The organism is Mesorhizobium helmanticense, assembly GCF_003034915.1.
Taxonomy (GTDB): domain Bacteria; phylum Pseudomonadota; class Alphaproteobacteria; order Rhizobiales; family Rhizobiaceae; genus Mesorhizobium; species Mesorhizobium helmanticense.
The window spans coordinates 43570-57741 of the sequence record NZ_PZJX01000026.1 but is presented as its reverse complement, the minus strand read 5'-3'; the positions used below and the strand labels follow the sequence as shown (position 1 = coordinate 57741).

Here is a 14172-nt window from a genome sequence, read left to right as displayed (position 1 = left end):
CGATAACGACGCAATGCACCGGGCAAATGGCGGGCTGGGCCAAGAGGCGGATTGTCTGCGCTTTAAGTCGTCAGCGGCTGGAACCGCCCCGCCGGCGAAGCCGCCAGTTCCGACCAGTCGATCTCTTCCTCCAACCGGTGATAGGCCTCGTCGCCGATCGTCCCGTTGCGGCGCAGTTCCTCCAGGGCGTCGCGCTGGCTGTTGATGGCATAGAGGCGCAGCCGGTCGTACTCCGTTGCCGCCTGCGCGTTCTCAGGGTTTTCGGCAATCGCGCGTTGGGCCGTATATTGCTCGCGCACGGCGGCAGCCGCATTCGACGTCTTGCCGCTCAACACTTTGAGGGCCGCCTCCATGATGACAACGCGCGCTTGCGCCACTTCGCGATCGACTGTCGTGTCCGGATCGAAGTTGAGCCAGCGCAGCAGCGGCTTCAGTGTCATCCCTTGCAGCACCAGCGTGCCCAGAACCACCGCGAAGGCGGCAAGCACGATCGGATCGCGGCCGGGGAAGTCCGCCGGCAGGGCAATGGCCACCACCAGCGTCACCAGCCCCCGCATGCCGCACCAACCGACAAGCATGGCGCCGCCAAACGTCGGCAAATCCCGCCTTTTGTCTTCGCCGTCAAAGCGGGCAAACCATCTTATGATCGCAACGTAACTCGTCACCCAGACGAGGCGCGCCACGACGACCACCACCAGCACCGTTGCAGCAAAGACAAAGGCCTCGCCCTGCCCTTCGCCGGAGAGCCTGCCGAGGATCGAGCGTGCCTGCAGGCCCATCAGCACGAAGGCCAGCACGTTGAGCACGAACACCGCCGACTCCCAGACCGAATAGGTGCTGACCCGTCTTCTGGCCGACATCAGGCGCGGTGCTGTGCGCGCGATCGTCATGGCATAGACGACGATGGTGATGATGGCGGAAAGGCCGAGCCTGTCAGCCAGGATCCAGACCCCGAATGTTCCGGCGAATTGCACCACCGTGCTGCTGGCCGCATCCTCGATACGAGTGAGCGTCAGCAGCGAGAGCCGTCCAAGCACATAACCGGCAGCAAGGCTGCCGATCGTCGACAGCAGGATCGTTGGTACAGCGCTGCTCAACAGAATCGGGCCGAGCGCTGCTGTCACCGCGATCCGGTAGATCAACAGCGCGGTGGCGTCGTTGAGCAGGCTTTCGCCTTGCAGGATGGCGGTGATGCGGTGCGGCACCTTGAATTGCCCGAGCACAGCAGATGCCGCCACCGCATCCGGCGGCGCCACGATGGCGCCAAGGGCGATGGCAGCCGCGATCGGTAGACCGGCCATCTTCCAGCCAACGACCGCAACGACCGCAGTGGTGAAGACAACGGCGCCAAGCGCCAGCAGCGCCAGCGACAGCCGGTAGCGCTTCAGGTCGCGCAACGAGGTGTCATATGCAGCATCCAGAAGCACCGGCGCGATGAACAGGGCAAGCGCCAGTTCCGGGTCGATCTCGATCGTCGGCGCACCAGGCACGAAGGCAATCCCGACCCCAGCCAAGGCCAGCAGGGAGGGATAGGGAATCTCCAGACGCCGCGACAGTCCCGTCAGCGCGACGGCGATGAGCAGGAGAACAAGGGTGAGCTCGAAAAGGACCATATCCAACTATAGCCGTGAAAAGCGACTGTCGGCAGGGGCCTGGACGGTTAGATCATGACCGAGGGCAATCAGCGACGCGCAGCGGCGCGCTGAAATGCGTCAAGAAGCGCATCCGCATAGATCTGGCGGCGCGCGGCATGATCGGCGCGAAGCTTTTCGGCCGTCTCACGCACTAGCGCCGGCCCCTGAGAGACGGTGAGCATGGCGGACGCTAACGCCGCGCTATCGCCGGTAGGAAAGAACGTCGCGTTAGGCGCCTGTTCCCTGTGAAGGCCGATATCCGACAGAAGCATCCTTGTGCCGAGCGCCTTGGCCTCCTCGACCGTGGTTGACCAGCCTTCGAACAGCGAAGGATTGATGAGAGCATCGGAAGCGGCGTTGAGGCCGAACACATCCTCGTAAGGCACAAGGCCCAGGTGACGGAAATGACTCGACACGCCGGCCTCCCTGGCGCTGGCCATCAGTTGTTCGAAATGTTGGGGATTGTACGGATTGTCGGTTCGTCCTGTCAGGATCACCGGCGCGACCTTCTCAAGGCCGCCATTCGCCGCGATGTGCGCCAACGCCTTGATCACGATCGCATGATTCTTATGCGACCAGAATTGGTTCGGCAGGTAGAAATAGCGTTCCGGAAGCTCATAGCGCGCGATCACATCGGCTTGCCGTGCGACATGCGGGGCCGGATCGAGATCGATCGCAAACCGGACCACGGCCGTCTTGCCGCGTGCTGCAGGATAATACGTCTCGCAGTCTCGCCTGGCGTCATCGCTCGACAAAAGGATGATGCGCCTGCCCGATGTCTGCAGACGGAATCCCAAGTCGCGGCGCCACCACATGGAGCGCGAGAATAGGTGTGGCAGGCGTCGGTGCTGGAAATCAGGAATCCACGAGACAACAGGAATCGGAAACCGATTGCCATAAAACTGCGCCGGCTCGAACACCACGTCGACGCCTTCGGCCTGCATGATTGTCGCCGCCTCGGCGTCGCTGCCGGTTGCCAGCGCCCGCACGACGCTGCGTCCGCGCCCAAATCCGCCCACCCTTGCATCGACAATCGGCGGCGAGGCCAGAAAGGCATTCATGGAAGAGCCGATTTTTTCCGCCTGCGCCGGCGTCAGGAACAGCTTGGCCTTAACCTTGCCCGCCAGTTCATGCGAGATCACCCCGAGCATATTGCGCAGATAAGTTTCCCCACCCGACCAGTTGCCTCGGCCGATGAGCGTGAAGCCTGCGGTAATCATCTTCAGCCCTCGATGCCTCAGCCTGCCTTTTTGAAAGGAAACCGCGCAACGATATCGGTCACAGCGGCAGGCAGTCCGATCTTCGCGGACCAGCCAAGTCGATTTCCGATCTTGTCCACCTTGGCCAGTTGCGTTGCGCGGTCGACCCTGCGCACGCGCTCCTTGTCCTCGACGATCTCGATATCGACCTTCATCGCCGCTCCGATCAGGCGAACAAGCTCCTCCACCGATGCATCCTTGCCTGAACCGACATTCATGACGTCGAAATTCGCCTCGCCAATGTCGCCGGCCAAGGCCGCCACCCCGGAAGCGGTATCCTCCGCGTGGATATAGTCGCGACGCGGCTTCAGATTGCCCAATGCGATCCTGGCCTGGCCCTTGGCGTTGTAGAGCTGGTTCAGGATATCCGGAATCAAATGCGCATTGGGGTCGTCATGGCCGATGGTGTTGAATATGCGGGCGACGCGCCCTCTCCCACCGGTCCTCTCCGCCCAGAAGCGAAGCTGGCTTTCATTGGTCAGCTTGGACAGTGCGTAGTTGTCGCAGGGCCAGGTCTTGGTTGCATTCTCGTCTAGCGGGGCATCGACCCAATCATACACCGCACCGCTGGACGCCAGCACGACCGTTCCGACACCAGCTTTTTCCGCGGCATCCAGAATATTTTCGGTGCCGACGATGTTGACGTCCAGCGCATAGGCGCGCTGTCGCTCGCATGTCGGGATGTGATGAATGGCCGCCAGATGGACAATGGTGTCGGGCTTGAAATCACCAACCAGTTCCATCATCCCGTCCTTGTCGCGGATGTCGATCTCCCGCGTCTCGCATGCCTCGATATTTGGCATCGGCATGCCGACCGAAAGATTATCGGCGATCAACACCCGAGCGCCGGCGCTGGCGAGATTTCGCGAGCACCGCCAGCCTATGAATCCGGCTCCGCCCGTAACGAGCACGCGTTGAGGGTTCGTCATCAGGATTTTCTCTCCGGCTGTCTGAGTTCAGGTGGACCTGGCTGTCGGGGCGGGTGCATCGTCGCGCGGTCGACAAAGCACCATGAGGGAAAACCCGCCCAGCAAAAGCGCTCCGGCACCGGGGGCAACGCTGCCTATCAGTTTACGCACCGGGTTGAGCAATTTGGTGCGCAGCGCCCGCGTGGAGACATTGGCCTCGCCCGCCACATCCGTAAAATGCCAGTCGACCACCGTGTAGCCTGTGTCCTCAAGCGTCGCGAGCGCTGACTCACGCGTGAAATAGTGGAGGTGCCCGACCTTCTGACGTGCATGCATGTATGCTCCCCGAACCAGTCCCTGGACGTGAAGGTCTAAGGGGATATGAAAAACATGGTAGCGGCCATGCGGGCGCAGTGCCCGCAAAAAGCCCATATAGTCTTCGACATGCTCGAACACGTCGATCAGCATGACAAGGTCATGCACCGACTTGGTCGCCAGAAAATCCTCGTGGTGGAAGATCGCGCCGGAAGCCTTTTGCATCGGCCAGAGTTTTGCGGCGTCGTCAGAAATATCGTATCCGTGAATAGGTCGCCCCGGATATCTCGCGGCCAGTTTGCCGACTATGCCGCCACTGCCGCAGCCGACTTCGACCGCGTCGCGCCAGACAACCTTGTTGCGTTCCAGGATACTGGCGATCTCACGCGCCTTCCAGGCCGTATCGGCCAGATGCCAGTCGGGATTGTTGGCAAGATATTGACTGTCCGAATAGACATCGGCGGCGGCATCAGTGACGGCTATCGGCCGCGCGTCCTCAACTCCTTTAGCCGGCATCACGAACTTCCTTTTCACAAATGAATGACACCAGGCGACCGGGGCGTTTGTCTAACAGAGTTGCAACAGCGCCGATCGCCTGCAAAGGCAGCAATGACAGGCCCGCGCGCAGCGGGGGCCCCAGGAAAGAGAGTTTGCTGCCAACGCGGTCGGCGATTGCAGCCCGAACCTGATCCGGACGCATCGGATCGTAGTTGATGACGGACGCAAACGATCCGAGTTCTTTGCTTATCCGCAGGCCCGCGCCCGTCAGGGCATCCCTGTACTGTCCCGCTTCAAACGCATTCTCTCCGCCATAGAGATGATGCAGGGGATGCTTTGCGAGAAAGGCCGGCAATTGCTTCGGGCTGGAAATCACGTGGTCGCGAAGTGTTATGACAAGTCCGCCGGGTCGCGCCAGACGCGCCATCTCGCGACAGAACTGCCCAAGATCGTTGGCATGGTGCAAGACCTGACGCGCGATCACCAAATCATAATTTGCGGCTTCAAGCGGAATGGCTTCGCCGAACGCCTCGACGACATCGATGGCAGTGCCGGTGTCTTTGGCAAGCGCCCGAATCGCGCCAGCTCCGATCAAGGCGCTGGGATCCGGCTCAACCGCAGTGACCTGCCATCCATCGACTGCCAGCGCAAAAGACAGGATTCCATTACCCGCGCCGAGATCAAGGGCCCGCCCAGGCTGTTTCGGCAAGTAGCGGCGCAGTTCGGCAAACTCGGCGCTTCCATGATATCGGCGGGCCGGCACGGAAGTCGGCTGATCGAAGTAAGCCGCGCGGGCGAGTTCCGCCTGGTCGGGCTGATCGAGCAACCAGTTTACGGCACCTTCCCAATCGAGCAATTTGTTACCGGCCATCAGCCAAAGCACCTCGCGCAACGAATAGCCGTGACCTCAATACTGGGCAAGTCGACGATGATATCTTGCTCCTGTCGGTTGCACCGGTTGATCTGCTTGCATCTTCTGCTCATGAACAACGATTGCCGACCGCAGCGGCGCTCTGTCCGTGACGACACATGCTATGCCTGGAATCCCATACCATCGAGCGCGCTCTATAACCGCCCGATCGACGATTGTCACGGTATCTGGTCAAGCCGACGCTCCTTGCCCCTTCTGCACCTCTCGCCCGGGTTTGCCTGTCCATGGCAGATCGTCGCCTCCAGTTTGATACCTGCCATAAACGCTCTTTGAACCGCCCTGATGCAAAGCCTCGATGGCCTCGATCTCGCCGTCCGGATCGGATGAACAAACTGTTGAAACTCAGAGCTAGTGCAGCACCAGCATGTCGCCTGACGAGAACGAAATCTCGGCCTTTTCGCCGACGGCTGGCGGCGGGGTGGCCGGGCTGTTGAACGTGTCGAGCGATACGGTGCTGCCGCCGATGCCGACGCGCACCCTGATCACCGAGCCGAGGAAATGCACTTCCGAGATTTCGCCCGAAAGGCTGGAATCGCGGCCGGGCTGGCGGCCGAGCGAAATTGCTTCCGGCCGCAGCGCCAGCGAGAGCGTGTCGCCGGATTTCGAACCGTTGAGCTTGCCCTTGAGCGAGACTTCCTGCGTGTTGACTTGCACCTTGCCGGACGCGGCATCGGTGACGGTGCCTTCAAGCACGTTGAGCGTGCCGACGAAATTGGCGACGAATTTCGTCGCTGGCCGGTTGTAGATCTCGAACGGCGTGCCGACCTGCTCGGCCTTGCCGCCATACATGACGGCAATACGATCCGAGATCGACAGCGCCTCTTCCTGGTCGTGCGTCACGAAGATGGTGGTGATGCCGAGCTTCTTCTGGATCGAGCGGATTTCCTCGCGCAGCGACACACGCACCTTGGCGTCGAGCGCCGACAGAGGCTCGTCGAGCAAAAGCAATTTCGGCTTCGGCGCGATCGCCCGCGCCAGCGCGATGCGCTGCTGCTGGCCGCCGGAGAGCTGGTAGGGGTAGCGGTCGCCCATCTGCGGCAGCTTGATGATGTCGAGCATCTCGGCGACACGCCTGTCGGCATCGGCCTTGGGCATGCCGGCGACCTTCAGCCCGAAGGCGATGTTCTGCGCCACGGTCAGGTTCGGAAACAGCGCATAGGCCTGGAACACCATGCCGACATTGCGCTGGTTCGGCTTCAGCCGGGTGATGTCCTTGCCGGCCACGACGATCTTGCCGGCTGATGGCTCCTCGAAGCCGGCGACCATGCGCAGCACCGTCGTCTTGCCGCAGCCCGACGGTCCTAGAAAGGAGACGAATTCTCCGGGCTCCACATCGAGGTTGAAGTCCTGCACCACCGTGGTGGCGCCGAAGGATTTTCGCACATGCTGGATGGAAAGGAACGGTTCGGCCATGGCTTTGACTTTCAGTTCGGACGGTTCGACGATCGCGGCGCGAAGCGCGATAGGATCTGGATAAGCGACATGCAGCCCCAGGTGATGACGAAGGCGATGATGGCGAGCGCCGCCGGCTCATAGGCGCGGTTGGCGCCTATGTTCTGCAGGTACGGACCAAAGGCCGGTCGGTTGAGCAGGCTCGCCATGGTGAACTCGCCGATGACGATGGCGAAGGTCAGGAAAGCGCCTGACAGCACCGCGATCAGCACATTGGGCAGGATGACGCGGGTGATGATTGTACCCCAGCCGGCACCGAGGATCTGTGCTGCTTCCGTCAGCGTGCGCACGTCGATGGTGCGAAGGCCGGTGTCAACCGCGCGATACATATAGGGCAGCGCCAAGGTCGCATAGCCAACGACCAGTAAGGCATTGGTGCCCATATCGCTGGCCAGGAACGGCAGCGGCGAGTTCGAGCCATACATTCTGATGTAGCCGAAGACGATGACAATGGCCGGGATGACCAATGGCAGAAGCGTGATGAACTCGACGATCGGCCTGATCTGCGGCAGCCGCAGCCGGATCCAGTAGGCGGCGGGCACCACGATCAGCACGCCAAGGATGATGGTGAAGATGGCGGCGACCACCGAATACAGGAACGTTGCCTGGAAGCGGGCATCGCCAAGCACGATCTGGTAGGCGTCGAAGGAATAAGCGCCACGCCGCATGCGCATGGAGAATTCCACCGTCGCGATCAGCGGAATGAAGAAATAGGCCGCGCCAAGGATGAAGACGACCCAGGCCCAGAATCTGCCGCCCTTCATTTAAGCCACCTTTCGGAACGGGTCCGGAACCAGATGTAGAAGACGTTGGCGAGGCCGGTGATGACGATCATGCCAAAAGCGATCGCATAGCCGAGATGCGCGTTGTGCAGCACGTCGCCGCGGATCTGCGCGTAGAGCAGGATCGGCACGATATTGAGCGATGAGCCGGTCAGCGCATAAGCGGTGGCGATGGCGCCGAACGCATTGGCAAACAGCAGGATGACGGTGCCGAGAAAACTCGGCCAGATCACCGGAATGACGACCATGCGCCAGTATTGCGCCGTGGTTGCTCCGAGCGTGGCGGCGGCTTCGCCCCATTCCTTCTTCAGCCCGTCTATCGCCGGCACAATGATGACCACCATCAGCGGGATCTGGAAATAGATATAGGTCAGCGTCAGGCCCCAGAACGACAGGATGTTGAAGCCGTGAGCGTAGATGTTGAGGCCGAACACGGTGTTCAGGATCACAGTCGCCAGGCCGAGGCGGCCGAGCGTGGCGAGGAAGGCGAAGGCCAGCGGCACGCCGGCGAAATTGGAGGCCACGCCGGAGAAGGTCAGCGTCGCCGAGCGTATCCAGTCCGGCAGGCCGCCGCGCACGATGGCAATGGCGATCGCCAGGCCGGCAAAGGCGCCGATCAGCGCCGAGGCAAGGCTGACCTTGATCGAGATCCAGTAGGCGGCAACGATGGAGGGCTGCGCCAATGCCGCGATGTTCTCGAGCGTGAATTCGCCGGCATCGTTCTGGAATGCGCCAAGCATCAGATAGAGCGTCGGCAGGATCAGGAACATGATGGCGAAGATGAAGAATGGCGCGACACCGAGCCATTGCGTCGGCAACCGCAAGGCGCGCGCCTCGCCTGAGGGCGCGGTCTTCCCGGCAATTGCCTGATCGGAAAGCGAGAGATCGGTCATGCGCCGGCTACCGTCCTGGAGGGATACCGGGCGGCCATGCAGCCGCCCGGATCGATTTCAAAACTTACTTGACGTTGGCGCCGACGACGGCATCCCAGTTCTTGGTGATGGCTTCCTTGGCCTTGCCCTGCTCGTCGAGCGACGGGAAGACAGCCGAGGCATAGGATTCCGCCGGCGGCAGCTTGGCCAGCACGTCGGCCGGGATCTTGCCGTTCTTGGCGAGATCGTTGAAGCGGATCGGGTGGCAATAGCCCTTCAGCCAACCGATCTGGCCTTCGTCGGAATAGAGATATTCCATCCAGAGCTTGGCAGCGTTCGGATGCGGCGCATAGGCGCTGATCGCCTGCACGTAGACGCCGGCGACGACACCGGTCTTCGGCACGACGACGTCGACCGGCGGGTTGCCTTTCAGCGTGTCGCGACCGGCAAGCGCATTGTAGTCCCAGTTGATCAGGATCGGAGTCTGGCCCTGAGCCAGCGTTGCCGGCTTGCCGATGACCGGCACGAAATTGCCGGCGGCATTGAGCTTCTTGAAGAAGTCGAGACCGGCGGTGCCAGCGGCTTCGCCAGCGGCCGCACCGGACGAAAGGCCGGCTGCGTAGACAGCCTGGATCGCCTGGTTCGAAGCACGCGGATCGCCGGCGAGGGCGACGGCATTGGCGAATTCTGGCTTCAAAAGGTCAGCCCAGTCGGCCGGCGCTTCCTTGACCAGATCCTTGTTCACCATCATCGCCAGCACGCCGTAATAGTCGCCGTACCAGGCGCCATCGGCATCCTTGGCGCTGTCGGGGATCGAGTCCCAGGTCGACACCTTGTAGGGCATCAGCAGGCCATCGGCCTTGGCGGTCGGACCGAAGGACAGGCCGACATCGATGACGTCGGGCGCCTGTGGGCCCTTGTTGTCCTTGTTGGCCTTGATCGCCTCGATCTCGTCGCCGGAGCCGGCATCGGGATTGAGCTCGTTGATGGTGATTTCCGGATACTTCGCCTTGAAGCCGTCGATGACAGCGCCATAGCCGCACCAGTCATGCGGCAGCGCGATCGTGGTAAGCTGACCCTCTGCTTTCGCGGCCTTGACGAGATCGTCCATCGCATCGGCGGACGAAATCACCGTCGACGCAAGCAGCGCCGCGGCCGAAAGGGAAAGCAGTCTCCCCGTGAAATTGAACATTTGTTCTCTCCGTTGAACTGACGCCATTGGACGCCTGCGATGCGGTATCGTTTTCGTGTGACAGCCAGATGAAAGCTGTGTGAAAGCGATGCGCTGCAGACCAAAAAGTAAACTCTTTTTAACCTGACGTAGCAATCGCTTCGCGATTCTTTTTCCGGCTAACTAGTTTCTGCCCTGCCTTTAGCCCTTCCCCCTTTCCTTTCCCCTCGTTTTCCAAATCACGTCCGGCACGAAATCCGCCTTACACCGTGCCAGCGATGGCATTTTCCAGCAGTGTCAGCGCCGCCTTCTTGGTCAGCTTGACCGGATTGCCGCCGGCGGTCGGATCGACCACCGCCATGTCGGCGATCAGCCCCTTGCGCTTCTTGTCCATGTCGAGCCCTTTGATCAGGCCCGGCAGCGCATGCGGCACCTTCAGCTCCTTGCGCAGCTTGATGATGGCCTTGGCGAAGCCGTCGAAGCCGCCCTTGATGCCGCAATAGGCGGCGAGCCTGGCGATACGCACCTCAATGGCGTCACGGTTGAAGGCCAGCACATAGGGCATGAACACGGCGTTGGTCATGCCGTGATGGGTGTCGTAGAGCGCGCCGATAGGGTGCGACAGCGAATGGATGGCCCCCAGCCCCTTCTGGAAGGCGGCGGCACCCATGGCGGCCGCACTCATCATGTGGGCGCGGGCGACGAGGTCCTTGCCGTTGGCATAGGCCTTCGGCAGGTTCTCGAAAACCAGCCGCACGCCTTCCACCGCGATGCCGTCGGCCATCGGATGATAGCCCGGCGCGCAATAGGCCTCGAGGCAATGCGCGAGCGCATCCATGCCGGTGCCGGCGGTGATGAAGCCCGGCATGCCGACTGACAGTTCCGGGTCGGCGATGACGATGGTCGGCAAGAGTTTCGGATGGAAGATGACCTTTTTGGTGTGGGTGGCCTCATTGGTGATGACGCCGGCGCGGCCGACCTCCGAACCGGTGCCAGCCGTGGTCGGCACGGCGATGATCGGCGCGATCACGTCGGAATTGGCGCGCGTCCACCAGTCGCCGACATCCTCGAAATCCCAGACCGGGCGCGTCTGCCCGGCCTGGAAGGCGATCAGCTTGCCGAGGTCGAGCGCCGAGCCGCCGCCGAAGGCGATGACGCCGTCATGCTTGCCCTTTTTGAACACAGCGATGCCGGCGGTCAGGTTGGAATCCACCGGGTTCGGCTTGACCTCGGAAAACACGCCGTAAGGCACCTTGGCATCGTCGAGGATCTTCAGCGTCGAGGCGACGACCGGCAGCTTGGCCAGCCCCGGATCGGTGACGAAGAGCGGCCGCTTGATGCCGGCAGCCGCCAGCACGTCCGGCAATTCCTTGATGCGCCCGGCGCCGAAGCGGACGGTGGTCGGGTAGTTCCATTTGGAAATGAGCTTGGACATTTTTTTCTTTCGAGATCAGATGGCTTCGCGCAGGTGATATGATTTCGGCCGGGTCAAATTGTCGTAGCCGATGGCCGATAGCGCCGCGCCCTTGCCGGTGTCCTTGACGCCGGTCCAGACCAGCGCCGGATCGAGATAGTCGCAGCGGTTCATGAATACGGTGCCGGTCTCGACGCGGTCGCCGATCGCCACCGCGTGTTCGACGTCACCGGTCCAGATCGAGGCGGTCAGCCCGTAGGGGCTGTCGTTCATCAGCGCGATCGCCTCCTCGTCGTTGCGCACCTTCATGATGCCGACGATCGGGCCGAAGCTCTCTTCGCGCATGACGCTCATCTGGTGGTCGACCCCGGTCAGCACCTCCGGCGCCAGATAGGGCGAACCAGCCATGTCGTTGGCGACCTTCATGTTGATATGGGCCTTGGCGCCCTTGCGCAGCGCTTCGGCCTCTTGCTCGCGGATCAAGTCGGCGAAGCGCGCCTGCGCCATCGGCCCCATCGTCGTCGCCTGTTCCAGCGGATTGCCGACGACATAGTTCTTCGTCTCGGCGATGAAGCCCTCGACGAATTCGTCATAGACCGTCTCGTGCACATAGACGCGCTCGATGCCGCAGCAGCACTGGCCGGAATTGTAGAAGGCGCCGTCGACCAGGTTGGCCACCGCGTGATCCATCTTGGCGTCGGGCAGCACATAGGCCGGGTCCTTGCCGCCGAGCTCGAGGCCGAGCGTCATGAACGTGCCCGCGGCAGCCTTTTCGATGGCGCGGCCGCCGCCGACCGAGCCGGTGAAATTAACATGGTCGATCTTGCCCGAGCCGAGCAACTTCTCGGTCTGGGCATGGTTCATGACGAGGTTCTGGAACAGGCCCTTTGGCAGGCCAGCTCTGTCGAAGGCCTGCTGGAACCGCTCGCCGACCAGCAGCGTCTGCGCCGCATGCTTGAGGATGACGGCGTTGCCGGCCATCAGCGCCGGCACGATGGTGTTGACAGCGGTGAGATAGGGATAATTCCACGGCGCGATCACCATGACGACGCCGAGCGGCACCTTCTTTACATAGCGACGGAACCCGTCCTTCGGATTGGAGGCCGGAACCGGCTTGAGTGCGGCTTCCGCGATCTCGACCATGTAGCTGGTGCGTTCCCTCACGCCGCCGAATTCGCCGCCATAGCGCACCGGACGCCCCATCTGCCAGGCGATCTCCGGCACGATCTCATCGGTCATCGCAACCAGCGCTTCGAGCATCGCCAGCATGCATTTGCCGCGCTCGACGACCGGCGTCTCGGCCCATTTCTCTTGGGCCGCCCGGGCACGCTCGACCGCGGCATTGATCGCCTGGTCGGTGGCCAGAGGCCGCTCGGCGTAGATCGAACCATCGACAGGAGATTTTATCTTGACCGTTTCGGTCATTCTTTCAGTCCTTGCAGTTTGTGAAATGCTGGTTTGATGCCGCCCTCCATCCAGGTGACGGCGCCAAAGGCTGAAGGGCGATTGATGTAGTTCAATACCGCTCGAACCCCCTGTGCAGTTCCCAGTCCGTGATCCGGCGGTCGTATTCGAACTGCTCCCAGCGGGCCGTGTGGACATAATGTTCGAGCACGTCCTCACCGAACGCCTGCTTCAGCATCTTCGACTTGGCCAGCGTCTCCGTCGCGTCGCGCAGCGTCTTCGGGATCTCCGGCAGACGCGAGGCCTGGTAGGCATCGCCGACGAAAGGTTTTTGCAGTTCCAGCTTCTCGTCGATGCCGGCAAGGCCGGCGGCGATGAGTGCCGCGAACGCAAGATACGGGTTCAAGTCGGCGCCGCCGATGCGGCACTCCATGCGGATGCCCTTGGTGCCCTCGCCGCACAGGCGGAAGCCGGCGGTGCGGTTGTCCTCGCTCCACATGATCTTGGTCGGCGCGAAGGTGCCGGCCTGGAAGCGCTTGTAGGAATTGATGTAGGGCGCCAGGAACCAGGTGAATTCCTTGGCATATTTGAGCTGGCCGGCGGCCCATTGCTGGCCGAGCGTCGACAGCATCCAATCGGCCTTTTTGTCGTAGAACAGCGGCGTCTTGCCATCGGCGCTCCACAGCGAATTGTGGATGTGGCTGGAGTTGCCGGCGAGCCCGTAATTGTACTTGGCCATGAAGGAAATCGCCTTGCCTTCGGACTCGGCGATTTCCTTGGCGCCGTTCTTCAGGATGACGTGTCGGTCGGCCATGTCGAGCGCCTCGGCATAGCGCACATTGATCTCTTCCTGGCCGGGACCCCACTCGCCCTTTGAGTTCTCGATCGGGATGCCGGCCGCTTCCATCTCGTTGCGCAGCCGGCGCATGACGCCTTCTTCCTTGGTGGTGATGCCGATCTGGTAGTCGCCAATATAGGGCGAGGCAGTGTCTAGCCCTTGCCAGTGCTTCTTGCGCGCCGAATCGTAGGTTTCGCTGAACAGATAGAATTCGAGTTCGGAAGCGAAATAGCCGATATAGCCGCGTTCGCTCAGCCGCTTGACCTGCTTCTTCAGCATGGCGCGCGGCGAATGCGGCAAGTCGTCATGGGTATGGTGGTCGAGCACGTCGCAGATCACCAGCGCCGTCTTTTCCAGCCACGGAACGCGCCGCACCGTCGACAGGTCCGGCTTCATGACGAAATCGCCATAGCCCTTCGACCAGCTCGCCGCCTTGTAGCCCGGCACCGGCTCCATATCGATGTCGGCGGCAAGCAGATAGTTGCAGCCATGCGTCTCGTCATGCGCGGAATCAACGAAATACTGCGCCAGGAACCGCTTTCCCGCGAGCCGCCCCTGCATGTCGACGATGCAGGCCAGAACCGTGTCGATCTCGCCGTTGGAGACCGCTTTCTTCAACTGATCGAACGAGAAATTTCCGGCCATTCCTGAGGCACTCCAGCGCTGGTCGATTGAAACGGGGTAAACGAACCAT

General features: G+C 61.8%; 12 protein-coding genes. All 12 read right to left on the bottom strand.

All coding sequences use genetic code 11. The features are described 5' to 3' along the window. Positions 1-62: 62 nt before the first annotated feature. Positions 63-1613, bottom strand: a complete 1551-nt coding sequence (locus C9427_RS12800) for a cation:proton antiporter (protein WP_107649531.1) — start codon at positions 1611-1613, stop codon at positions 63-65. Between the two features lie 68 nt (positions 1614-1681). Then, on the bottom strand, positions 1682-2854 hold the full coding sequence (locus C9427_RS12795; protein WP_107649530.1) for a glycosyltransferase family 4 protein: 1173 nt from the start codon (positions 2852-2854) through the stop codon (positions 1682-1684). 17 nt (positions 2855-2871) lie between these two features. After that, entirely contained in the window at positions 2872-3822 is a 951-nt protein-coding gene (locus tag C9427_RS12790; protein ID WP_107649529.1) for an NAD-dependent epimerase/dehydratase family protein, read from the bottom strand. 27 nt (positions 3823-3849) lie between these two features. Next, positions 3850-4632, bottom strand: a complete 783-nt coding sequence (locus C9427_RS12785) for a methyltransferase domain-containing protein (protein ID WP_107649528.1) — start codon at positions 4630-4632, stop codon at positions 3850-3852. After that, positions 4622-5497, bottom strand: a complete 876-nt coding sequence (locus C9427_RS12780) for a class I SAM-dependent methyltransferase (protein ID WP_245437067.1) — start codon at positions 5495-5497, stop codon at positions 4622-4624. Before C9427_RS12780 ends, C9427_RS12785 begins: the two co-directional genes overlap by 11 nt. Positions 5498-5893: 396 nt before the next feature. Further along, positions 5894-6958, bottom strand: coding sequence for an ABC transporter ATP-binding protein (locus C9427_RS12775; RefSeq protein ID WP_107649527.1), 1065 nt, complete (start codon positions 6956-6958; stop codon positions 5894-5896). Positions 6959-6969: 11 nt separating this feature from the next. Further along, entirely contained in the window at positions 6970-7761 is a 792-nt protein-coding gene (locus C9427_RS12770; RefSeq protein ID WP_107649526.1) for an ABC transporter permease, read from the bottom strand. After that, positions 7758-8672 carry an ABC transporter permease gene (locus C9427_RS12765; protein WP_107649525.1) on the bottom strand — a complete coding sequence of 305 codons (915 nt, stop codon included), beginning with the start codon at positions 8670-8672 and terminating at the stop codon, positions 7758-7760. The genes C9427_RS12770 and C9427_RS12765 overlap by 4 nt, the downstream gene beginning before the upstream one ends. A 64-nt stretch (positions 8673-8736) precedes the next feature. Beyond that, positions 8737-9843: an ABC transporter substrate-binding protein gene (locus C9427_RS12760; protein WP_107649524.1), complete on the bottom strand. Its 1107-nt coding sequence runs from the start codon at positions 9841-9843 to the stop codon at positions 8737-8739. A 241-nt stretch (positions 9844-10084) separates the two neighbouring features. Further along, positions 10085-11257, bottom strand: coding sequence for an iron-containing alcohol dehydrogenase (locus C9427_RS12755; protein ID WP_107649523.1), 1173 nt, complete (start codon positions 11255-11257; stop codon positions 10085-10087). A gap of 15 nt (positions 11258-11272) precedes the next feature. After that, positions 11273-12661 (bottom strand): aldehyde dehydrogenase family protein, encoded by a 1389-nt coding sequence (locus tag C9427_RS12750; protein WP_107649522.1) that lies wholly within the window; start codon positions 12659-12661, stop codon positions 11273-11275. A gap of 91 nt (positions 12662-12752) precedes the next feature. Beyond that, positions 12753-14123, bottom strand: a complete 1371-nt coding sequence (locus C9427_RS12745) for a glutamine synthetase family protein (RefSeq protein WP_107649521.1) — start codon at positions 14121-14123, stop codon at positions 12753-12755. Positions 14124-14172 lie beyond the last annotated feature (49 nt).